Source organism: Pseudomonas putida (genome assembly GCF_004357765.1).
In the GTDB taxonomy this organism is placed as follows: domain Bacteria; phylum Pseudomonadota; class Gammaproteobacteria; order Pseudomonadales; family Pseudomonadaceae; genus Aquipseudomonas; species Aquipseudomonas putida_U.
Map to the genome: position 1 here is coordinate 185,876 of NZ_SMTE01000002.1, position 23,624 is coordinate 209,499.

Sequence of the window (23,624 nt, forward strand, 5' to 3'; positions counted from 1 at the left end):
GATGTTTCAGGTGATGTCGGCCTTTTCCGGCTCGTCCAGCCCCATGGCGTGCAGACGGGCGTAGTGACCGTTGGCCTGCAGCAACTCGGCATGGGTGCCGCGTTCCACCAGACGCCCCTGGTCCATGACCAGGATCAGGTCGGCCTTCTCGATGGTCGACAGGCGGTGGGCGATCACCAACGTGGTGCGGCCCTTCATCACGTGATCCAGGGCGGCCTGGATATGTCGCTCGGACTCGGTATCCAGGGCCGAGGTGGCCTCGTCGAGGATCAACAACGGCGAATTCTTCAGCAGAGCCCGGGCAATCGCCAGACGCTGGCGTTGACCACCGGACAGCAGCACGCCGTTCTCGCCCACTTCGGTGTCGAAGCCCTTGGGCAGTTTGTCGACGAACTCCTTGGCATAGGCATCGGCCGCTGCCGCCTCGATATCGGCACGCGGAGCTCCGGCCAGGTCACCGTAAGCGATGTTATTGGCCACGGTGTCGTTGAACAGCGTGACATGCTGGGTCACCTGGGACACATGGCGTCGCAGGTTGCGCAGTCGGTACTTGGATATTTCCAGGCCATCGAGCAGGATCTGTCCCTGGTCATGGTGATAGAAGCGCGGAATCAACGCTGCCAGGGTCGACTTGCCGCTGCCTGAGCGGCCCACCAGCGCGATCATCTGTCCGGGCTCGGCCACGAAGCTGATGTCGCTGAGCACTTCACGGTCGGTGCCGGGGTAGCTGAAGCTCAGGTTGCGCACTTCCAGGCGGCCTTCCACGCGGTCCTTCTCGACCGTGCCGGTATCCACCTCAGGGGCTTCGTCGAGCTGCTCGAAGATGCTCTCGGCGCCGGCAAGGCCTTTCTGAATGGTCGAGCTGACCTCGGAAAGCTGGCGGATCGGCTTGGGCAGCAGGCCGGCGGCGGTGATGTAGGCCACCAGTTCACCGGCCGACGAATCGCCACGCATGAACAGCACCAGGAACATCAGCGCAGCCATGGCGGTGTAGATCACCAACTGCAGCATGGGGGTATACAGTGCGCCGGTCTTGGTCATCTTCAGCTGTTTGTCGGTGTTGCTCTGGCTGGCACGCTGGAAGCGCTTCTGCTCGTAGGTTTCACCGCCGAAACTGCGCACCACCCGATAACCCTGGATGGTTTCCGAGGCAACGTGGGTGACATCGCCCATGGCTACCTGGATCTTCTTGCTCTGCTTGCGGAATTTCTTGCTGGCCACGCTGACCATGATCGCGATGACCGGCAGGATGGCGAGCATCACCATGGTCAGCTGCCAGTTCATCCACACCAGGTAGCCGAACAGGAACACCACGGTCAGTCCCTCACGGATGACCACCTTGATCGCATCGGTGGCAGCACCGGTGACCATGGTCACGTTGAAGGTGATCCGCGAGATCAGATGCCCGGAGTTATGGTTGTCGAAGTAGCGATTGGGCAGCACCAACAGTTTGTTGAACAACTCCACACGCAGGTCGTGCACCAGGCCCAGGGAGACCTTGGCCAGGAAATAGTTTCCGAGGAACGAACCGAAGCCTTGCCAGGCAGCGATCAGAATGATCAGCAAAGGCACGGCCTGCAGCAACTGCAGGTCACGCAGGTAAGGCACGTTGGGGAACAGGACCGCCTGCGGATTGCTCAGGCCATCGACGAAATATTTGAGGATCCCGGCCAGCATCGGCTGGGTCGAGGCGAAGATCACGAAACCGATGATGCTCAGCAGGAAAATGCCGACATAGGGTTTCACGTAGCTCAACAGCCGGAAATAGATCTTCAGGCTGGAGTTGTGCTCCGCCGGTCGCGGTGTTTCGGCCATCATCGAGCTCGCTGTTCAGGTTGAACCGGAAATTTTACCACAGGCTTTGTTTTCGGCACGCCCCCATGGCAATAGCATGACCAGACCAACCGGCAACCAACTGATGAACCATTCAGCGCGTGGCGTATCGGTAAGGCTCGCGGCGTCGAACTGCATGGCCAGGGTTGAGTACAGCCACAGGCCTAGCAAGGCCTTACCCATACCCGTATGACGGGCTCGGACGATTTCTGCAAACGCGAACAACCACACAGCTACCCAGAGCACCATTCCCGGCACCCCCAACTCCACTGCCGCGTGGGTGAACATATTGTGGGTGTGATCGAACTGAGATCGGCCGACGACGACCTGATAAACGCTGCCCAGTCCCAAGCCACCCCAGGGATGCTGCCCAATCATCTGCAGCGCAGCCTCGAAGATCTCTGGCCGGTGAGAAGCACCACGTCTCAAGATCACGTCAGACATCAGGAAGAACGCGATACAGGTGGCAACGATGGCCAATCCGGCAAATACCTGGCTCTGACGGTTGCGATACCAAAGCGGTCTGGCCATCGTCGTCAGTACCAACGCTACAGCCGCACCCCGGCTCTGGCTCAGCACCACGAAAGCCCCCAGCGCTGCAAGTGCCAATCCCCAGGCAAGCTGGGCGCCACGTTGGCGAGGCAGTTTATGGAGCAAACAAAGCACCGCTGCCGCGATCACGTAGGCGCCGAGAATGGGATGGGAAATTTCGCCGATTCCCTGGAGCCGCGCCAGCCAGGCCCGTCCATGCATGCCATAGAACAGAACAATGGACACCAATGCGGCGATGGCAAGCAGCCCGGCGCCGACCTGAAGCAGACAACGTACCCGCGAAAGCCCGGCTTGGGCCAGCAAGGGGAATGCCATCAGGAACAGGAGTATGTAGACCAGGCGCTTGCCGTCGCGTCCACCTTCATCTGTCGCCGACCAGAGCAAACTCAGGGCGCTCCAGACCAACAAAAGCAAAACGCTGGCCCACAAGGCTGGTTGCAATCGCCAGGCCTGTAAAAGCACTCGCCTGCCTGACCACGCCATGATCAAGGTCGGTAACCACAGGAAAAGAATGATGCCCTGTTGGTAGATCTTGTTGCTGGGTGCCAAAGCGATCGCACCCAGGAACCATACCAAGCCGAATCCTAGCCAAGCACGCGCCCAGCTCTTTTGATACAACATCCATCTCCCCGGTGGATCATCAAGACACCATCATGGTGCTGCCGCGTTATTTTCGGCATTATTGCCGGTCAATTTGCTTGCCAGAGACAAGGCCCCTATCCATGCAATGCTCCCGGCTACCTCAGGTCGACTTCGATCAGCTGACACTTGGCGCCCAGATTCTGGAGGCGGATAGTTACGGCGCCAAAGTCTACCTGCTTGGCGATGGCAATATCCTCAAGGTTTTTCGTCGCAAACGCTTATTTTCATCCGCCCTGTTGCGTCCCTACTCGCAGCGCTTCATCGATAACGCCCAGCGTCTGACGCAACTGGGCATCCCGACCCTGGAAGTGATCAGCCATCACAAGCTCGACCTGCCAGGCCGCACCGCGGTGCTGTATCGTCCGCTTCCTGGACGGACACTGCTGCAGATGGCCCGGGAAGAAAGTTTCAGCTGGGAGGTATACCTGCCACGGCTGGTCGAGCTGATTCGCCAACTGCACCGTTCAGGGGTGTATTTCCGCTCGTTGCACCTGGGCAACGTCGTGGTGACGCCCGACGATCGCCTGGGCCTGATCGATGTCGCCGATATGCGCTTCCTGCGCGCGCCGTTGCCCGCCCGCATGATTCGCCGCAACGTGCAACACATGGTGCGTTACATCGAGCGCGAGAGGCTCGGCGAACGCTTTCCGCTCGCCGACTTCCAGGCAGCCTTGCTGGGCGCCTGAGCTCAATCCCGCAGCAAGCGCTCGGAGCCTTCCCGGAACGCTTGCCACGACGCCTCAGGGTCCAGGGCTTGGCGCTGCTGACGGACACACTCCTGCGGACGGCGCTCGACCGCCTGCAGGATCGCCCCGGCCCAGGCCTGCACATCGCCGACCGGCAGGTAGCACCCGCCATCCTGCAACTGCTCGCGAAATACCGGCAGTTCGCTGCAGATCACCGGCACATCGGCTAACACCGCCTCCTGCACCACCAGACCCAGACCTTCGGCCCGGGATGGTACCAGCAACCAGTCGAAGGCACGGTAGAGCTGCTGCATGTCCTTGCGATGACCGTGCAGGGTGATGCAATCAGCCATCCCCCGTGCCTCGATGCAGGCCTGCAGACGAGCCCGCTCATTGCCATCACCGAGCACTACCAGGCGCATATCCGGAAGCCGTGCATGCGCCAGGGCGAATGCCTGGATGAGCATCTCGAAGCCCTTGCTCTCCACCAGCCGCCCGACAGCGCCGAACACCGGACCGCCTTCCAGGGGTAGTTCGAGTGCCTGGCGCGCCTGCTCGCGGCTCATCAGGCTGGCGCTGAATGCCTGCGGCTCGTGAGCCATGCGCAAGGTCTGCACCGGGCGTTGCAGGATCTGGCCGAGGTGTTCGGCCAAGGTCCGTGAAACGGCCGCCAGCGCCACGCGCCCGGGCGGAAGGCCGTTGATCAGACGTACATCACCCGGACTCAGGCGCGTTTCGCCATGGAACATGACTTTGGCGCGCAGGTCAGGAAGGCGCCGCAGCAATGGCAGCACCATGCGGGCAACCCCCACCCCGTCGATCAGTACCACATCGGCCTTGGCTTCGATCAGCGCCTTGCCCAGGCGATACCGCAGCCACGGCCGGATCAGGCGCCACATGCCTCGCCCCTTGAGCGCTCGTTGCGGCATGCGCCACTCCAGCGTCGAGCCCAGGCCATGGCACAAGCCCTCGCCGGTCAGCAGCCAATTGCTGATCCGCACGTCCGAGCCGACCAGTGACAACACCTGGCGATGCACCTTGTGCACCGACATGTAGGGCGAGCCACCCGCCCACATCACGTTGACGATGTTCATGGGGTCAGCGCCCCTCTCCCGCACAAGCCAGGTGGGACAGCATATTCATTGAACAAGAAGGGTGATTCCCGTACCGATCAGCGCACCGACCAACAACGTTGCCGCCAACTTGATCCGATCGCGTTGACGCCGCTTGGCCTTGCGCTGCACCTCTTCCGGCAAGGTCACATGGTTACCGAACCCCGTGTGCAACACCGCATCACCTTCCAGGGTGACCGCCGTCAGTTGCAGCTCCGAATAGCGTCGGGAAAGTGCCTTCTCACCAGCATAGGCGGCAAATGGCGCGCAGCGCTGGTAATCGCTCAAGCGGCGCAGGCCCGGGTTGAGCGAGAAAGCCTGCCAGTCGGCCTTCTCGGACAGCAGTGGGTAGCAAGGGACGCCGGCAATGACCTGCCGGTCGCCCAGGTGGATATACGGGCTATGTATCGCCAGGTCATGGGCATGGCTGCGCAGCCACACCTGCAGCAGGTTCGGGCTGACCTCGAGAATCGCCCGCGAGTCCTCGACGAAACCCTGGCGATAGAACTGCCAGTCGTCCTCGCAATGGAAAATATAGGGGGTCTTGACGTGGCTGTAGGCCAGGTCGATGGAAGGCAGCTGACCCAGTTTGGGTCGATTGACGAACACCGTGCAGTGGTTTTTCCAGTGTTCCGGGACAGCCGCATGCACCGCATCGTCCCCGGAATCCTCGGTGATGAACACCTCCCGGATCGGTGCCGTATTGTAACGATCGAAGCTGGCCAAGGTGTCCTTGAGCAGGTCGAAGCGGCCACAGCTGGTGACCACCAGCGTGATGTCACTGTCATCAGAAAAACGCACGGACTCCCTCCGAGTTACAGCAGGCGACTTTGTATACCCAGTCCGTGGGCATCAAAGCACTGTTATCAGACTCCCAGGCGCAGGCGCAGGCGCTGCCAGGCCGAGAGTGGCGGATGCGGCCTCAGGTCGGGGCGCATATGTTCAACGATACTACGACCGACCTGGCCGAACGCAAACCGAGATACTGCCAAACGGCGACCATTCTCTGCAATCTGCTGAGCCAGGCCTAAGTCCGAACGCAGTGTACGAAGTTTCTGTTGTAGCGTAGGAATATCTTTGTAAAAAACGATGTTGTGCATGTCCTGCAAGCCCAGGGCACGGTTTTCCTCCTCGCCCTGGTCGAAGGCGAACAACACGCAACCGCAGGCCATGGCTTCGAAGTTCTTGATCATGTACTCGCCCATGCCCACATCGGCACTGACGAAGAAGCGGATGCGGTTGAGGGTGTTGCAGTAGTCTTCACCCGAATTGGTCTTGGTCACCACCAGGTCTTCCACACGACCCAGCTCATCGAGCAGCGCCTTGCGGCCACTGTAGGCGACGCTACCGGTACTGCCGACGAACGCCAGCTCGATGTCACGCTCGCGTCCCTGGTCGCTGAGCAACTGCTCGTCGTAGCCCTTGGGCACGAACACCGCATCGAAGCCCTCCCGGCGCAGCCGCTCGCTGACGTTATAGCCAGAGCTGATCACCCGCGCCCATGGCATCTTGCGATAGTGCGCGCTGAACTTGCCGGTGTACTTGCAAGGGATGTAGTTCTGGTAGGCATCGTGCTCGAGAATCACCAGGTTGGGCACGGTGCTGATGAACGACGCCTGGCGCATTTCCTTCTTGAAACGCAGGAAGAACAAGATGCGGTCGTAACGCGCTACGTCGACCTCACGCTTGAAATAGCGACGCAGGTTACGCTGGTCTTCGTCACTGACCCAACGGATGTCGCATTCGCAGTTGGCCGCGACGCCATCGTACAAACGGTCAAGAATCGCCCGTTGCTCCTGCTGCACCAGAAATAGGACTCTCATTGCATTCCTTGGGCACTCACGCCATCGCGGTCAATCAAAGGTCGTTGTTCACATCGCGGCGCCAGAACAGTTCGTGGCGACGCACGGCTTTGCGGAAAAACTCATTCTCACCGTAGGGCGACGCGCGACGGCCTGCCAGCCAGCGCTGAAGCAAGCGACGCAACCGACGCTTGAACGGAGCCGGTGGTTGCAAATCGTGCATCATGCCCAAGGCCATTGCCTTGTCACGCTGGGTGGCCAGATCCAGGACCAGACTGCACGGCGCCCAGGGCTGCACAGCCTCAAGCTGAGGCGGCAGGGCCACACCGTCACCACTATCACCCATCGGCCAGCGGTCGTTGTCGTGCAGGTGATTGGCGTAGCAGAGCAGTGTCTGCGGCTGCCAGGCCAGACCTTGCAGGGCCTCGAGCACCGCCGCCTGGGCACAGACATGGTCGGGATGCGGGTCGAGCTGCGGGTGCGGCATCACCAGCACCTGCGGCTTGGCCAAGGCCAGCAAGGCGCGCAGGTCGGCCAGCAGGTTGTTCCAGGTCGGGGCGCCATCGGCATCACCTGGCAGCGGGAACGGGTTGAACTGGCGGAACGCACGGATATCGCCCAACTCGGCTTCACGTGAAGCGGCTGGGACGTCGGGCGCGGCCTGCATGGTCGGTAGTTGCAGGCAGAAGTAGCCCAGCTGGATACAACGCGACTCCGGCACGCCGGCCCAGCGAGGCACCGCGATGCTGTCCCAGGCGCGTAAACGGCCCTTGAGCCGCGCGGCATCGGCGCTGTCCAAGCCCATGCGCTGGTAGTGCTCGGCCTCGATCTCACCGGCTGTCAGTGTGACCACCCAGGTTTCCTCGGCCTGGCTGTACAGCCCATAGGCCGCCAGTTCGGCATCATCGGCATGGGGCGCGATGACCATCACCCGCCGGCGGCGCAGCTCGACGCCCGGGGTGACCCATAGCCGCGGCTCGCCCAGCAGCCGACAGTGACGACCGCGCAGGCGCAGCTCACCGGCCTGCAGTGGTGCGCCCAGGCCGGTGAGGTTCAGATAGCGGAGGCCGTCGACGCCACGCTCGAAAGTCTGCCGGTCACCCTCGGTGCCGGCCAGTAGTTCGACACGCGGATCGAGGAAACGCCCCAGCCACGTGCTCTTCACCCGCAGTGCCAGCACCAGGGTTTCTTCACCCGAGAGCGCGACGTCGGTAATGAGCCTGCCATCGCGCAGGCTCACCGCAGACTCGACACTCTGCTCGCCGAAATCGTAGGCATAGTCCTCGCCAGGCGCGTAAAACAGGTGATCGGCGAACCAGGCCTCATGCGCTGCCCAGAGCAACGGCACAAGCAACACCGGCAACCACCACCCGCCGAACACGCCGAGCAACCCTAACGCGAGCAGCGCCGCGAGCAGGCCCAGGCGTTTATTGCGCCGGTGGCGCTTGAGGAGTTGCTGCTTGCGATTCACACCTGAAACACCGGCACAGGGTTGCACCAACGGTCCTTGTACTCGCGATCGGCACGACCGAAGGAGAACCGCAACGGTTTGCTGCATGCCCGGGCGTCTTCCCAGGCCGCCTGGGTATTGAGGAAGCTCAGCACGCTGCCGGGGCTGAACGCCTTGGTCTCGGGATCGACCCCGCCATTGACGTACTCGACGCTGATCCACTCCGGCGCCTCGACGCGATACACCAGCTGGATGGCGATGGCCCTGTCTTCGAGCAACAGCACCGAACCGATCAGCAAGGCACGCAAACGCTCCACCACCTCAGCCATGCGCTCGGCTCCGGTTGCCGGGAAGCCCCAGCGGCGCTGGAACAGATCGCAGTACATCGCAGCAATCTCGGCAGCGCTGAAATCACCGATCGGTTTGACCATCCCGCCGGCTTCTTCGAGCAGGCGCAATTCGCGACGCTGGTTATAGCGAAACTTCTTCGACAGGTCTTCATGGGCGCGCGCCATGGCCAGTTGCTCGGCCTGCGGCTTGAGGCCGACGAAACGCCCCTGGTTCAGCTCGGACAGATAGCGTCCGGCATGGCGCAACGGCGCAGCGGCCTGGGGCGCTGCCGGGAGAATGATTTCGGCGTTGCCGAGATCGAACAGGCCTTTCTTGCCGGCGCGCTTGAGCACCTCCTTGGACAACGCCAAGTGACGCCCCCAGGCAGGCAGCGCAGCCTTCAGCTCACCCGACTGGAACCAGCCCAGGTAGCGCACCGGAATCTGCGCCAGATTGGCTAGCTCCTCGACCACCAGTGGATGGCTGGCGACACTGCCGCCAAAACGCGCCCAGGCATCGGCATAGGCCGCCGCATCGATCGGCGTCCAGCCGCGCTCGCGAAACGCTTGCAGACGATTGAGCATCATGCCTGGTCCACCAGCGCACGCACCTGCGGCAGTTGCCAGAAGGCTTCCCGCACGGCATGGTCGGAAAAACGCTCCTGCAGACGCTGCAGCATGCGCTCGGCACAGAGCTGACGTTGCTCGGCATCCAGCCCCGACATGTGCACCAAACCCTGGGCCAATTGCTCGGCATCGCCCAGCGGGAACAGCACGCCAACGCCTTCGACCACCTCACGCGCTCCACCGCAAGCAGTGGCCAGCAGCGGCACACCGGCCACCATGGCTTCGAGCAAGACCATGCCGAACGGCTCATGATCCGAACTCAGGGCGAACACGTCGAACGCCTGGAAATAGCGTCGTGCATCGGGCACCTGGCCAAAGAAATCGACTTGGCCGGCGATGCCCAGCTCCATGGCCAGGGCCTTGAGTTTGTCCTCCAGGCGCCCCTGACCCAGTATCGCCAGTCGAGCGCCGGTCGGTAACTCGGGCAAGGCCTGGGCGAAACCGTGCAGCAAGGTCGCCTGGTCCTTGTCCGGGTGCAGACGCCCGACGTTGCCGACCACCCACGCCTGGGTATCCAGGCCCAACGCGGCACGCGCTTCGGCACGGGACACCAGGCTGGCCTGCAGCGCCGGGATGTCGATGCGGTTGTACAACGTCTGAATCCGCTCAGCCGGCCATTGCGCCAGGCACCGGCGCATGTCGTCACGCACTGCATCCGACACACCGAGCAGGCTCAGGCGCTGACGGAACAGGTTGGCGAATACCTGACGGCCTTTGCGCTGGTAGTCACCGAAGGCATGGTGCACGCCGATCACCGGCAGCCGGGTGGCCAACAAGGCCACGTAGATGGGCTTGAAACGATGGGCGATACAGAAGTTGAAGTTGCGCTCGGCGGCAATCCTGCGCAATGCACGAATCGCCCCCAGCTTCAGGCCGCGCACGGCCTTGGAGCTGAATTCGAGGAACAGCACCTCATCCGAGGCACAGCCTGCGGCTACCTGCGGGTCGGCAGCGCCGGTGAGAAACACCGTGGTGACCTTGTAGCCGCTGCCCTGGAACAGGCTGGCGTACTGACGGGCGCAGTCGAGGAACGGCCCGTCGTAGCCATGGCAGAACTGCAGGACGCGCGGTTCAGAGCGGCTGGTCATACAGGGCCGCGCCGTCCTTGACCACCAGGATGTCTTCCATGATCAGGTACTGCAGGTCCGAACCGAAGAACATGTTCAACGCATCGGTCGGCGAGCAGATCATCGGCTCGCCCCGGCGGTTGAGCGAGGTGTTCAGCGACACACCGTTACCGGTCAGGTCTTCCAACGCCTTCATCATGTCGTAGTAGCGCGGGTTGTACTCGCGCTTGAGCACCTGGGCGCGCGAAGTACCGTCCTCGTGGACCACTTCCGGTACCCGGGTCTTCCATTCTTCGGCGACTTCGAAGGTGAAGGTCATGAACGGTGCCGGATGGTCGACCTTGATCATCTGCGGGGCGACGGTGTCGAGCATCGACGGGCAGAAAGGCCTCCAGCGCTCACGGAACTTGATCTGCTCGTTGATGCGATCGGCCACGCCCGGCACGCTCGGGCAACCGATGATCGAGCGACCGCCCAGTGCGCGCGGACCAAACTCCATGCGCCCTTGGAACCAGGCCACCGGGTTGCCGTCGACCATGATCTTGGCGATGCGCTGCGGCATGTCGTCCAGCTTGCGCCACTTCGGCGCGTTCGGATGACGGGCACAGGCGGCGATCACGTCTTCGTTAGAGTAGGCAGGGCCGAGATAGACATGCTCCATCTTCTCGACCGGTACGCCACGGGCGTGGGATACATAGGCCGCAGCGCCGACCGCAGTACCGGCATCGCCGGAGGCCGGCTGGACGAACAGCTCCTTGACGTCCGAACGAGCGATGATCTTCTGGTTCAGCTTGACGTTCAGCGCGCAGCCACCGGCGAACGCCAGCTTGCCGGTTTCACGCAGGGTATCGCCCAGGTAGTGATCGATCATCTGCAGCGCCAGCTTCTCGAACAGCGCCTGCATGCTCGCCGCGTAATGGATGTAAGGCTCGTCGGCGATGTCGCCTTCGCGCTTGGGCCCCAGCCATTCGATCAGCTTGGGCGAGAAGTAGAAACCCTTGCCCTTCTCTTTATAACGACGCAGGCCGATGACGTTGGCGTACTCGGTGTTGATCACCAGCTCGCCGTTCTCGAAGCTGGCCAAACGGGAGAAATCGTACTTGCTGGCATCGCCGTACGGGGCCATGCCCATGACCTTGAACTCGCCATCGAGCATTTCGAAGCCAAGGAACTCGGTGATCGCGCCATACAGGCCACCCAGCGAATCCGGGTCGAAGAATTCCTTGATCTTGTGGATCTTGCCGTTCTCGCCGTAGCCGAAGAAGGTGGTGGCGTACTCACCCTTGCCGTCGATACCGAGGATCGCGGTCTTTTCCTTGAAACCGGAACAGTGGTAGGCGCTGGACGCATGGGCAAGGTGGTGCTCGACCGGCTCGATCTTGACCTTCTTCGGGTCGAAGCCGAGCTGCTCCAGGCACCAGACGATCTTCTTGCGGTAGCGTTTGTAACGACGATTGCCCATCAGGATGGCGTCGAGCGCGCGATCCGGGGCATACCAGTAACGCTTGGCATAGTGCCAACGGGCCTTGCCGAACAGACTGATCGGGGCGAACGGAATGGCCACCACGTCGACGTCGGACGGCTTGATGCCGGCCTGCTCCAGGCAGAACTTCGCCGACTCGTAGGGCATGCGGTTCTTCGCATGCTTGTCACGCACGAAGCGCTCTTCTTCGGCGGCGGCAATCAGCTTGCCGTCGATGTACAGCGCCGCGGAAGGGTCATGGCTAAGGGCGCCGGACAGGCCAAGAATCGTCAATGCCAAGGGATGAGCCTCTTCATTCGGTAGAGATGCGCCAGCGGCCTCTTGGGCGGGTGGCGGCTAAAGAGCGGGATTATAACGCAAAGATCAGCGGAGACACTGCTTTACGGCGAGCCCGCCCCATCGGAGCTTCAGTGGTGGATCATTCGGCGATCAACCAGTCCATGCGGAAGCTGCCAGCGCTCTGCGCCAGCTCCTTGGCCAACCAGGGCAGCAACTCGCGCAGTTCCTCTTCCAGCCCCCAAGGTGGGTTGGCGATGGCCAGGCCGGAACCGTTGAGGCCCTGTGGACTGTCCTGGTGATGCACGTACAGTTCGGCCCGCAGCAGCTTGGGCGCACCGGTGCTGGTCAGGTCCTGGTAGAAACGGGTCAGCGTGCGCTGATCCTTGATCGGGTACCAGATGGCGACGACGGTCTGACGCATGCGGCCGATCGCTTCCTTCATCGCCAGCGTGCAGCGCTTGAGCTCGTCGGCCTGCTCGAACGGTGGGTCGATGAGCATGATCGCGCGCTTTTCCTGCACGGGCAGCAATGCCCGCGGCACGTGCCAGCCCTCGCCCAGGTGCACGACCACGCGAGGATCCTTCTTCATGTTCTCCTTGAGCAGCGGCCCGTCTTCGGGATGCTTCTCGTTGAGCAGGGCTCGGTCTTGCTGACGCATCAGGCGCCGCGCCAACTCGGGCGAACCGGGGTAGTAACGCAACTCGCCGTCGGCGTTCAGACGTTTGATGATGCGCAGATAGTCAGCGGTCATCGCCGGCAAGTCGTCGCGATTCCACAACCGTGCGACACCTTCCAGGTACTCACCGGTGCGGGTCGCCTGATCGCCTTGCAGGTCATAAAGACCCAGGCCGGCATGGGTATCGAGGTAGGCGAACGGTTGTTCCTTGCGCGACATCAGGGCGATGAGGCGGGTCAGCACGATGTGCTTGAGAACGTCGGCGTGATTGCCGGCGTGGAAGGCGTGACGATAGTTCATGGCAACTCCTGCGGGGAGGGCAAGTTTACCTTGCCTTGCAGGCGGAGTCAGGCCTGGCTGCCGATCGGCGGCGCCCCTGGATGGGGCCGCCGCCGTTCAGCGTGAGTTACTTGTCAGCGTGATAGGCGGTATCCGCCGCTTCGAAGCGCTGCACCATCGACTGCGACGGGCTGCCCAGCTTGCTGACCAGCACGATGGCGATGCTGGCGAACAGGAAGCCAGGAATGATTTCGTACAGCCCCAGGGTGTCGAACTGCTTCCACAGGATCACGGTGACCGCACCGACCACGATACCGGCCAAGGCGCCGTTGCGGGTCATGCCTTTCCACAGCACCGAAATCAGCACCACCGGACCGAACGCTGCGCCGAAGCCGGCCCAGGCATAGGCCACCAGGCCCAAAACGCGGTTCTCTGGGTTGGCGGCCAGGGCAATGGCGATCAGCGCCACGGCCAGCACCATCAGGCGACCTACCCAGACCAGCTCGCCCTGGGTCGCGTTCTTGCGCAGGAAGGCCTTGTAGAAGTCCTCGGTCAGCGCACTGGAGCAGACCAGCAACTGACAGCTCAGGGTGCTCATCACCGCCGCCAGGATCGCCGACAGCAGTACACCCGCGACCCAAGGGTTGAACAGGATCTTCGCCAGTTCGATGAACACGCGTTCGTGGTTTTCGGTCACCGGACCGGCCAGCTCAGGGTTCGCCGAGAAGTAGGCGATACCGAAGAAGCCAACGGCACAGGTACCGGCCAGGCACAGGATCATCCAGGTCATGGAAATGCGACGCGCCTTGGCGATCGACTTGACCGAATCGGCGGCCATGAAACGCGCCAGGATGTGCGGCTGGCCAAAGTAGCCAAGACCCCAGCCCATCAGCGAAATGATGCCGATGAAAGTGGCGCCCTTGAGCATGTCGAAGTTCGCCGGATTCTGCGCCTCGATCGCCAGCATGGTGGTGTCGAAGCCGCCAGTGGAGATCAGTACGATGATCGGGGTGAGAATCAGCGCGAAGATCATCAGCGTCGCCTGCACGGTGTCGGTCCAGCTCACCGCCAGGAAACCACCGATGAAGGTATAGGCGATGGTCGCCGCAGCACCCGCCCAAAGGGCTGTTTCGTACGACATGCCGAAGGTGCTTTCGAACAGGCGCGCACCAGCCACGATGCCCGAGGCGCAGTAGATGGTGAAGAATACCAGGATGACCACCGCCGAAATGATGCGCAGCAGGCCACTGCTGTCTTCGAAACGGCTGGCGAAGTAGTCCGGCAGAGTCAGTGCATCACCGTTGTGCTCGGTCTGCACGCGCAGGCGCCCGGCGACGAACAGCCAGTTCAGGTAGGCGCCGACGGTCAGACCGATGGCGATCCAGGCTTCGGACAGGCCGGAGAAGTAGATGGCCCCCGGCAGGCCCATCAGCAGCCAGCCGCTCATGTCGGAAGCGCCGGCGGAGAGCGCGGTAACCACGCTGCCGAGGCTACGACCGCCGAGAATATAGTCGGAAAGGTTCTTGGTGGAGCGATAGGCCGCGAAGCCGATCAGCACCATTGCCGCGATGTAGATCACGAAGGTGATCGTGAGTGGATTGCCCATACGTGTGCCCTGGCGTTTGTTTTTATCTCACGTACAACCACCTGAGGATGGTTGCACCCAGGCGGCGCATCCTATGCAACAACGCAAACAAGGTGCAACCCCTTTTCTACAAGCAGTTGCACCGTAAGCATTTTTTCCGAAATAACCTACTTTTTGCTCCTTTATGGAGCAAAAAAGGTGTTTTTAAGAAAAAAACGCACTGAGCCTGAGCATTTTTCCGTTGTAGATTGAGGCAACTGACGAGTTGCACCCCGACCGTCAAAATTTCCGGTTGCACCTAGTTGCACCCGAATTCGCCTCCCGCTAATCTTGGCGCCAGCTAAGGCCACAGCCGTGGCAATAACGAGGATAAGACATGGCGACGACCACCCTGGGTGTCAAACTCGACGACCCCACCCGTGAGCGACTCAAGACCGCTGCACAATCCATCGACCGCACACCACACTGGTTGATCAAGCAAGCGATCTTCAACTACCTGGAAAAGCTCGAGGGTGGCGCCACTCTGTCTGAACTCGATGGCCATGCCAGCAGCCTAGCCGACGATGTCGGTGACATCCAGCCGGACCATGGCCATCAGTGCTTCCTCGAGTTCGCCGAGAGCATCCTGCCGCAGTCGGTCCTGCGCTCGGCCATCACCGCCGCCTATCGCCGCCCCGAGCAGGAAGTGGTGCCCATGCTTCTGGAGCAGGCGCGACTGACCACGGCGCAGGCCGAGGCCACCAACAAGCTGGCCGCCGGCATTGCCGAGAAGCTGCGCAATCAGAAGAGCGCCGGTGGACGTGCCGGCATCGTCCAGGGGCTGTTGCAGGAGTTCTCCCTGTCGTCCCAGGAAGGCGTGGCGCTGATGTGCCTGGCCGAAGCACTGCTGCGCATCCCCGACAAGGGCACCCGCGACGCCCTGATCCGCGACAAGATCAGCAACGGTAACTGGCAGCCACACCTGGGCAACAGCCCGTCGCTGTTCGTCAACGCCGCGACCTGGGGTCTGCTGCTGACCGGCAAGCTGGTCTCCACCCACAACGAATCCGGCCTGTCCGCTTCGCTCACGCGGATCATCGGCAAGAGTGGCGAACCGATGATCCGCAAGGGCGTCGACATGGCCATGCGCCTGATGGGCGAACAGTTCGTCACCGGCGAAACCATCGCCGAAGCCCTGGCCAACGCCAGCCGCTTCGAATCCAAGGGCTTCCGCTACTCCTACGACATGCTCGGCGAAGCCGCGCTGACCGAACAGGATGCACAGAAGTACCTGGCCTCCTACGAGCAAGCGATCCACTCGATTGGCAAGGCCTCCCATGGCCGTGGCATCTATGAAGGTCCAGGCATCTCCATCAAGCTCTCCGCCCTGCACCCGCGCTACAGCCGAGCGCAGTACGAGCGCGTGATGGAAGAGCTGTACCCGCGCCTGCTGTCGCTGACCCTGCTGGCCAAGCAATATGACATCGGCCTGAACATCGATGCCGAGGAGGCCGACCGCCTGGAATTGTCGCTCGACCTGCTCGAGCGCCTGTGCTTCGAGCCGTCTCTGGCTGGCTGGAACGGTATCGGCTTCGTCATCCAGGCCTACCAGAAGCGCTGCCCGTACGTCATCGACTACGTCATCGACCTGGCCAAGCGCAGCCGTCACCGTCTGATGATCCGCCTGGTCAAAGGCGCCTACTGGGACAGCGAGATCAAGCGCGCGCAGGTCGAGGGCTTGGAAGGCTATCCGGTCTACACCCGCAAGGTTTACACCGACGTGTCCTATGTGGCCTGCGCCCGCAAACTGCTGGCCGTGCCGGAATCCATCTACCCGCAGTTCGCCACCCACAACGCCCACACCCTGTCGGCGATCTACCATATCGCCGGGCAGAACTACTACCCCGGCCAGTACGAGTTCCAGTGCCTGCACGGCATGGGCGAACCGCTGTACGAACAAGTGGTCGGCAAGGTCTCCGAAGGCAAACTGAACCGCCCCTGCCGCGTCTACGCCCCGGTGGGCACTCACGAAACGCTGCTGGCCTACCTGGTTCGCCGTCTGCTGGAAAACGGCGCCAACACCTCGTTCGTCAACCGTATCGCCGACCACTCGATCTCCATTCAGGAGCTGGTGGCCGATCCGGTCGTCAGCATCGAACGCATGGCCACCCAGGAAGGCGGCATCGGCCTGCCGCACCCACGCATTCCGCTGCCTCGCGAGCTGTACGGCAGCGAACGGGCCAACTCGGCGGGCATCGACATGGCCAACGAACACCGCCTGGCGTCGCTGTCCTGCGCCATGCTGGCCACCGCTCACAACGACTGGAAAGCCGCCCCGCTGCTGGCGTGCGCCGCCAGCGAAAGCCCAGCAATTGCGGTACTCAACCCTGCAGATCACCGTGACGTGGTCGGCCACGTGCACGAAGCCACCGTGGCCGACGTCGACAATGCCATCCAGTGCGCGCTCAACGCCGCACCGATCTGGCAGGCCACTCCACCGGCCGAGCGTGCCGCGATCCTCGAGCGTACCGCCGACCTGATGGAAGCGGAGATCCAGCCGCTGATGGGCCTGCTGATCCGCGAAGCCGGCAAGACCTTCGCCAACGCCATCGCCGAAGTGCGCGAGGCAGTGGACTTCCTGCGTTACTACGCTGTGCAGGCACGCAACGACTTCAGCAATGACGCGCATCGCCCACTGGGTCCAGTGGTGTGCATCAGTCCGTGGAACTTCCCACTGGCGATCTTCACCGGCCAGGTCGCGGCCGCACTGGCCGCGGGCAACCCGGTACTGGCCAAGCCTGCCGAACAGACCCCGCTGATCGCTGCCCAAGCAGTGCGCCTGCTGCTCGAAGCCGGCATTCCCGAGGGCGTGCTGCAACTGCTGCCAGGCCAGGGCGAAAGCGTCGGTGCCGGCCTGGTCGGTGACGAGCGCGTCAAAGGCGTGATGTTCACAGGTTCCACCGAAGTCGCCCGTCTGCTGCAACGCAATGTCGCCGGCCGCCTGGACAACCAGGGCCGTCCGATCCCGTTGATCGCCGAAACCGGTGGCCAGAACGCGATGATCGTCGACTCCTCGGCACTCACCGAGCAAGTGGTCATCGACGTGGTGTCGTCGGCCTTCGACAGCGCCGGTCAGCGCTGCTCGGCCCTACGCGTGCTGTGCCTGCAGGAAGATTCCGCCGACCGCGTGATCGAGATGCTCAAGGGCGCCATGGCCGAAAGCCGCCTGGGCAATCCCGACCGCCTGGCCGTGGACATTGGCCCGGTGATCGATGCCGAAGCCAAGGCTGGCATCGAGAAGCACATCCAGGGCATGCGCGAAAAAGGTCGCTCGGTCTACCAGGTAGCCATCGCCGATGCTGCCGAGGTCAAGCGCGGCACCTTCGTCATGCCGACCCTGATCGAACTGGAGAGCTTCGACGAGCTCAAGCGCGAGATCTTCGGCCCTGTCCTCCACGTGGTGCGCTACAACCGCCGCAACCTGGACCAACTGATCCAGCAGATCAACGACTCCGGCTACGGCCTGACCCTCGGCGTGCATACCCGCATCGACGAGACCATCGCCAAGGTGGTGGAGAAAGCCAACGCCGGCAACATGTACGTCAACCGCAACATCGTCGGTGCGGTCGTCGGCGTGCAGCCGTTCGGCGGTGAAGGTCTGTCCGGCACCGGTCCGAAAGCAGGTGGCCCGCTGTACCTGTACCGCCTGCTGTCGACCCGCCCGGCGGACGCGATCGGTCGCCACTTCCAGCAACAGGACGGCGCCGGCCAGCCGGATCGCGCCCTGCACGATCAACTGATCAAGCCGCTGCACGTCCTCAAGGACTGGGCGCAGAGCAACCAGCAAGCCGACCTGGCCGTATTGTGCGATCAGTTCGCCGGCCAGTCGCAGAGCGGCATCGCCCGCCTGCTCCCCGGTCCGACCGGCGAGCGCAACAGCTACACCATCCTGCCCCGCGAGCACGTGTTGTGCCTGGCAGACAACGAGGCTGACCTGCTGGCGCAGTTCGCCGCCGTACTGGCGGTGGGCAGCTCGGCAGTATGGGTCGACGGCGAGCCCGGCAAGGCTCTGCGTGGCCGCCTGCCGAAGGAGCTGCAGGCCAAGGTCAAGCTGGTAGCGGACTGGAACAAGGACGAAGTGGCATTCGACGCTGTGCTCCATCATGGCGACTCGGACCAACTGCGCCGCGTTTGCCAACAGGTGGCCAAGCGCGCCGGTGCCATCGTCGGTGTGCATGGGCTGTCCAGCGGCGATCACCAGATTGCGCTGGAGCGGTTGGTCATCGAGCGCGCGGTGAGTGTGAACACCGCGGCCGCTGGCGGGAACGCGAGCCTGATGACCATCGGTTGATGGTGGGCGGTTGCTGGACAGAGAAAGGAGAGCTTCGGCTCTCCTTTTTCATGGTGTACGCCTTGAGAGGTTTGGCGCCTGCCAGATCGAGCGCCGCCCGCGCGGCGCTCGATTTCACAGGCGCTGAAAGCATCAAGGCATGCACCTGCATGCCCCCACCCTTTCTATACCCATATCACCCAAACCTATTAACCTCCCCCTGCCTCCACGCCCCCCCTAGACTCGTAGCATCCCCGTCCCAGGACCGCCCCCATGCCCGAGACCCTGCTCAGCGCCCGCAACCTGGCCTTCGAACTCTACGAAGTCCTCGACGCCCAAACCCTCACCCAGCGCCCGCGTTTCGCCGAGCACAGCCGCGAAACCTTCGACGCAGCGCTGGCGACTGCCCGCACCGTCGCCGAAAAGTACTTCGCCCCGCACAACCGCAAGGCCGATGAAAACGAGCCTCGCTACGTCGAGGGCCGGGCCGAGCTGATTGCCGAGGTCAAGCCGGCCATCGAAGCGTTTCTCGACGCCGGCTTCCTCAACGCCAACCGCGACTTCGACGTCGGCGGCATGCAACTGCCCAGCCTGGTCTCCCAGGCCTGCTTCGCTCACTTCCAGGCCGCCAACGCCGGCACAACGGCCTACCCGTTCCTGACCATGGGCGCGGCCAATCTGATCGAGAGCTTCGGCAGCGATGAACAGAAGCGTCTGTTCCTGCAGCCCATGATCGAGGGTCGCTACTTCGGCACCATGGCCCTGACCGAGCCGCACGCCGGATCCTCGCTGGCCGATATCCGCACGCGCGCCGAACCGCTGGGCGATGGGACCTACCACATCAAGGGCAACAAGATCTTCATCTCCGGCGGCGACCACGAACTGTCGGAGAACATCATCCACATGGTCCTGGCCAAGCTTCCGGACGCCCCGCCCGGGGTCAAAGGCATCTCGCTGTTCATCGTGCCCAAGTATCGGGTCAACGCCGATGGCAGCCTCGGCCCGCGCAACGACGTAGTGCTGGCCGGGTTGTTCCACAAGATGGGCTGGCGCGGCACGACCTCCACGGCGCTGAACTTCGGTGACGACGGCCAGTGCGTCGGCTATCTGGTCGGCCAGCCGCACCAGGGCCTGGCCTGCATGTTCCAGATGATGAACGAGGCCCGTATCGGTGTCGGCATGGGTGCAGTGATGCTCGGCTATGCCGGCTACCTCTACTCGCTGGAGTACGCCCGTCAACGGCCGCAAGGCCGCCTGCCGGACAACAAGGACCCGCAAAGCCCGCCGGTGGCGATCAGTGAGCATGCCGACGTCAAGCGCATGCTGCTGGCGCAGAAAGCCTACGTCGAAGGCGCCTTCGACCTGGGCCTCTACGCTGCGCGTCTGTTCGATGACACGCACACCGCGGCCGACCTGACCGAACGCCAGCAAGCCCAGGTATTGCTCGATCTGCTGACGCCCATCGTCAAGTCCTGGCCCTCGGCCTATTGCCTGAAAGCCAACGAATTGGCCATCCAGATCCTCGGTGGCCACGGCTACACCCGCGAGTATCCGGTGGAGCAGTACTACCGCGACAACCGCTTGAACCCGATCCATGAAGGCACCGAGGGCATCCAGGCACTCGACCTGCTCGGCCGCAAACTGGCTCAGCGTGACGGGGCCGGGCTCAAGCAACTGATCCGCCTGATCGCCGCCACCGCCGAGCGCGCCAGCCACCACCCCAATCTGGACGCCCTGCGCCGGCCCCTGGAACAGCTGGTCAGTCGCCTGCAAGGCGTGACCCTGGCCCTGCTGGGCGACCTGGGACAGGGCAAGGTCAGCGCGACATTGGCCAACGCCGCCCTGTACCTCAAGGCATTTGGTCATTGCGTGATCGGCTGGCGCTGGCTGCAGCAAGCGATCCACGCCGAACTCGGCCTGCTTCAGGGCAACGACGCCGATCGCGACTTCTACCTGGGCAAGCTGCAGGCCGCGCGTTATTTCCTGACCTGGGAGGTGCCTGGCTGCCATAATGACCTGGCATTGCTCGAGGCCCGCGACGACACTTGTCTCGAAATGCAAGACGGGTGGTTCTAGGGGGAGCCACCGTGTAGACGGAGGCTTGTCCCATGTTCGATTCCGGCGCCCTGCTGCGCCAGCGCTTCAACGCGCTGCGCAGCAAGGCCGAAGTGTTTTCCCTACGTCACGTCAAACAATCGCATCAGGCACTCTGTGTGCGGCGCAATGTCGCCGAACCGCCCTCGTTCAGCCAGGACGAAGGCGCCATGCTGACGGTGCGGGTCGATGGCGTCGAGGCCTATGCGGCCACCGCCGATCTGTCTCAGGCAGGTTTGCAGCGGGCGCTGGAACAGGCCGAGGCACTGGCCCGGCAGATCGCCAGACACAGCCTGCTCGACCTGCGCGGACAAGCGGTAACCAGTGCCCGTCACGACCACCTTTCGCCTAACCTCGACCAGGCCGTGCCCGGCATCGCCGATTGCCTTGGCCTGCTGGCCAGCGAGTCGGCCAGCGTGCCCAGGGACAGCCGCCTGGTGGACTGGCTGGCGAGCCTGGACATCAGCCTGGTCGAACAGACCTACCTCAACTCCGCCGGCGCCGAGTTGCGCCATGCCCATCGCTTCCTGTTCCCCGGCCTGAGCGTGACCGCCAGTGATGGCAAGGACAGCCAGAGTCGCAGCCTGGGGCTGAGCAACTTCGGCCAGCAAGGTGGCTTCGAGGTCATCCACCGCTGCGGCCTGATCGGCGCCGCCCCGCGGATTGCCGACCAGGCCCTGCAACTGCTGCTGGCGCCCAATACGCCAAGCGGCCCGCGCGATCTGCTGCTGATGCCCGATCAGATGATGCTGCAGATCCATGAATCCATCGGCCACCCGCTGGAGATGGACCGCATTCTCGGCGACGAGCGCAACTACGCCGGCACCAGCTTCGTCAAGGCCAGCGACTTCGGCCACCTGCGCTACGGTTCCGATCTGCTCAACGTCACCTTCGACCCGACCCTGGAGCAGGAATTGGCCAGCTACAGCTACGACGATGACGGCACGCCGGCCAGCAAGCAGTTCCTGATCCGTGACGGCCTGCTGGTACGTCCCCTGGGTGGTGCGCTGTCGCAGTTGCGCTCCGGCCTGGGCGGCGTGGCCAACAGCCGCGCCTGTGGCTGGAACCGGGCGCCGATCGACCGTATGGCCAACCTCAACCTCGAACCCGGCGATCGGACCTTGCAACAGCTGATCGAGGGCATCGAACACGGCATCCTGATGAGCAACAACCGCTCCTGGTCCATCGACGATGCCCGCAACAAGTTCCAGTTCGGTTGCGAGTGGGGTCAAGTGATCGAGGACGGCGAGCTCAAGGGTATCGTCAAGAACCCCAACTACCGCGGCATCTCCGCGCAGTTCTGGCGCAACCTGATGGCAGTCGGCGACCACAGCACCTTCGAAGTGCTCGGCACACCCAATTGCGGCAAGGGCGAACCCAACCAGGTGGTGCGCGTCGGCCACGCCTCGCCCGCCTGCGTATTCCGCCAGATCGATGTATTCGGAGGAGACGCCTGATGAGCGACACCCCACGCCACCGCTTCGAAGCACTGGTCAGCGCACTGCACGCGGCCCTGCTTCCAGGCGAGCAGTTCACCCTCGGCTTCAGTGCCGAGCAGTCGCAGTTCGTCCGCTTCAACCACGCCAAGGTGCGCCAGGCCGGCACGGTTGCCCAGGCCAGCGCCCAACTGCGGCTGGTGCGCGAGGGGCGCCAGGCGCAGCAGCAGGTGACCTTGAGCGACGACGCGCAACTGGACCGGCAGCGTCTGGACGACGCGTTGCAGCAGCTGCGCCAGACCCTGCCACTGCTGGCGCTCGACCCTTACCTGAGTCTGAACGAGAGTGCCTGGCACACCCACAGCCAGCAGCAGCACCCGCTGCCCGAGCTGGACGAGGTGCTGGCACTGGTCGAGGGCGAGGCCGGCGACCTTGATCTGGTCGGCATCTATGCAGCGGGCCCGATCTGCCGCGGCTTCGCCAGTTCGTTCGGAGCCTTCGGCTGGCACCAGGCGAACAGCTTCAACTTCGATTGGAGCCTGTTCCACGCCAATGGCCAAGCCGTTAAAGCCAACTATGCCGGCCAGGCCTGGAACGCCGTGGACTTCACCGCGAGGTTGCGTCAGGCGCGCGAACAACTGGGCTTCCTCGGCCTTGCAGCCATCACCCTGAAACCCGGCAGTTACCGCGCCTACCTGGCCCCGGCGGCCATGGACGAAATCGCCGGCATGCTGTGCTGGGGCGGGTTTTCGGCACAGGCCCTGGCCACCGGCAACAGCGCCTTGCAGCGCCTGTACAACGGCGATGCGACGCTCAGCCCGCAGGTCAGCTTCGCCGAGCAGGTCAGTGGGTCGCTGAGCCCGGCGTTTTCCGACGAAGGCTCGCCACGTTTGGACGTCTCTCTGATCGACCACGGCCAGGCCCACGAACGACTGATCAGTGCCCGCAGCGCCGCCGAGTTCGCACTGCAGAGCAATGGCGCCGACCGCTACGAATCGCCTTGCGCACTGAGCCTGGCCGCAGGCAATCTGCCCAACGCCGAGATACTCGAGCGACTGGGCACCGGTTTGTACATCAGCAACCTCTGGTACCTCAATTACTCGGACCTACCCGCCGCGCGCATGACCGGGCTGACCCGTTTCGCCACCTTCTGGGTCGAGAACGGGCAGATCCAGGGGCCGGTGAGCACCATGCGCTTCGATGACAGCCTGTACAACCTGCTGGGCAGCGAGCTGGAAGCGCTGACCCAGGAGCGCGAGATGATTCTGTCGACCAGTACCTATGGACAGCGCAGTACCGGATCGAGTCATTTGCCGGGGGCATTGGTCAAAGGGCTGACCCTGACATTGTGATTGGCACCACCGGCCCTTTCGCGGGCAAGCC

Annotated in this window: 16 protein-coding genes; 5 read left to right on the top strand and 11 right to left on the bottom strand. The window is 63.1% G+C overall.

The window, feature by feature from the left end; translation table 11 throughout:
* Window positions 1-6: 6 nt before the first annotated feature.
* Together msbA and E2H86_RS03410 are read right to left on the bottom strand one after the other, a co-directional pair.
* Window positions 7-1,815, bottom strand: a complete 1,809-nt coding sequence (msbA, locus tag E2H86_RS03405) for a lipid A export permease/ATP-binding protein MsbA (RefSeq protein ID WP_133324722.1) — start codon at window positions 1,813-1,815, stop codon at window positions 7-9.
* A 15-nt stretch (window positions 1,816-1,830) separates the two neighbouring features.
* On the bottom strand, window positions 1,831-3,006 hold the full coding sequence (locus E2H86_RS03410; RefSeq protein ID WP_133324724.1) for an O-antigen ligase family protein: 1,176 nt from the start codon (window positions 3,004-3,006) through the stop codon (window positions 1,831-1,833).
* A gap of 101 nt (window positions 3,007-3,107) precedes the next feature.
* Between E2H86_RS03410 and E2H86_RS03415 the strand changes: the two genes are divergently transcribed.
* A complete protein-coding gene (locus E2H86_RS03415; protein WP_133324726.1) occupies window positions 3,108-3,713 on the top strand; it encodes a lipopolysaccharide kinase InaA family protein in 606 nt (201 codons plus the stop codon).
* Between the two features lie 2 nt (window positions 3,714-3,715).
* Here E2H86_RS03415 and E2H86_RS03420 read toward each other — a convergent pair whose 3' ends face one another.
* The 9 genes from E2H86_RS03420 to putP form a co-directional block, all read right to left on the bottom strand.
* Window positions 3,716-4,807 (bottom strand): glycosyltransferase, encoded by a 1,092-nt coding sequence (locus E2H86_RS03420; protein WP_133324728.1) that lies wholly within the window; start codon window positions 4,805-4,807, stop codon window positions 3,716-3,718.
* 45 nt (window positions 4,808-4,852) lie between these two features.
* Complete coding sequence (locus E2H86_RS03425; protein WP_133324730.1) at window positions 4,853-5,626, bottom strand: glycosyltransferase family 2 protein; 774 nt, start codon at window positions 5,624-5,626, stop codon at window positions 4,853-4,855.
* Between the two features lie 65 nt (window positions 5,627-5,691).
* On the bottom strand, window positions 5,692-6,648 hold the full coding sequence (locus E2H86_RS03430) for a glycosyltransferase family protein (protein ID WP_133324732.1): 957 nt from the start codon (window positions 6,646-6,648) through the stop codon (window positions 5,692-5,694).
* Between the two features lie 34 nt (window positions 6,649-6,682).
* Entirely contained in the window at window positions 6,683-8,098 is a 1,416-nt protein-coding gene (locus tag E2H86_RS03435; protein WP_133324734.1) for a PIG-L deacetylase family protein, read from the bottom strand.
* On the bottom strand, window positions 8,095-8,991 hold the full coding sequence (locus E2H86_RS03440; protein WP_133325160.1) for a GNAT family N-acetyltransferase: 897 nt from the start codon (window positions 8,989-8,991) through the stop codon (window positions 8,095-8,097). Before E2H86_RS03440 ends, E2H86_RS03435 begins: the two co-directional genes overlap by 4 nt.
* Window positions 8,991-10,121, bottom strand: a complete 1,131-nt coding sequence (locus E2H86_RS03445) for a glycosyltransferase (protein ID WP_133324736.1) — start codon at window positions 10,119-10,121, stop codon at window positions 8,991-8,993. The genes E2H86_RS03440 and E2H86_RS03445 overlap by 1 nt, the downstream gene beginning before the upstream one ends.
* Window positions 10,105-11,862 (bottom strand): carbamoyltransferase family protein, encoded by a 1,758-nt coding sequence (locus tag E2H86_RS03450; protein ID WP_133324738.1) that lies wholly within the window; start codon window positions 11,860-11,862, stop codon window positions 10,105-10,107. Before E2H86_RS03450 ends, E2H86_RS03445 begins: the two co-directional genes overlap by 17 nt.
* 139 nt (window positions 11,863-12,001) lie before the next feature.
* Window positions 12,002-12,838 carry a 23S rRNA (adenine(2030)-N(6))-methyltransferase RlmJ gene (locus E2H86_RS03455; RefSeq protein WP_133324740.1) on the bottom strand — a complete coding sequence of 279 codons (837 nt, stop codon included), beginning with the start codon at window positions 12,836-12,838 and terminating at the stop codon, window positions 12,002-12,004.
* A gap of 106 nt (window positions 12,839-12,944) precedes the next feature.
* Window positions 12,945-14,423, bottom strand: a complete 1,479-nt coding sequence (gene putP, locus E2H86_RS03460) for a sodium/proline symporter PutP (protein WP_133324742.1) — start codon at window positions 14,421-14,423, stop codon at window positions 12,945-12,947.
* A gap of 355 nt (window positions 14,424-14,778) precedes the next feature.
* Here putP and putA point away from each other — a divergent pair, with 355 nt between their 5' ends.
* The 4 genes from putA to E2H86_RS03480 all read left to right on the top strand — a co-directional run bounded on the left by putA (window position 14,779) and on the right by E2H86_RS03480 (window position 23,593).
* The gene (gene putA / locus E2H86_RS03465) at window positions 14,779-18,732 is read left to right on the top strand and encodes a trifunctional transcriptional regulator/proline dehydrogenase/L-glutamate gamma-semialdehyde dehydrogenase (protein ID WP_133324744.1); all 3,954 of its coding nucleotides are present in this window, start codon (window positions 14,779-14,781) and stop codon (window positions 18,730-18,732) included.
* Window positions 18,733-18,984: 252 nt separating this feature from the next.
* Window positions 18,985-20,787 carry an acyl-CoA dehydrogenase gene (locus E2H86_RS03470; protein ID WP_133324746.1) on the top strand — a complete coding sequence of 601 codons (1,803 nt, stop codon included), beginning with the start codon at window positions 18,985-18,987 and terminating at the stop codon, window positions 20,785-20,787.
* A gap of 32 nt (window positions 20,788-20,819) precedes the next feature.
* Window positions 20,820-22,262 carry a TldD/PmbA family protein gene (locus E2H86_RS03475; protein WP_133324748.1) on the top strand — a complete coding sequence of 481 codons (1,443 nt, stop codon included), beginning with the start codon at window positions 20,820-20,822 and terminating at the stop codon, window positions 22,260-22,262.
* Window positions 22,262-23,593: a TldD/PmbA family protein gene (locus E2H86_RS03480; RefSeq protein WP_133324750.1), complete on the top strand. Its 1,332-nt coding sequence runs from the start codon at window positions 22,262-22,264 to the stop codon at window positions 23,591-23,593. Before E2H86_RS03475 ends, E2H86_RS03480 begins: the two co-directional genes overlap by 1 nt.
* Window positions 23,594-23,624: the final 31 nt, after the last annotated feature.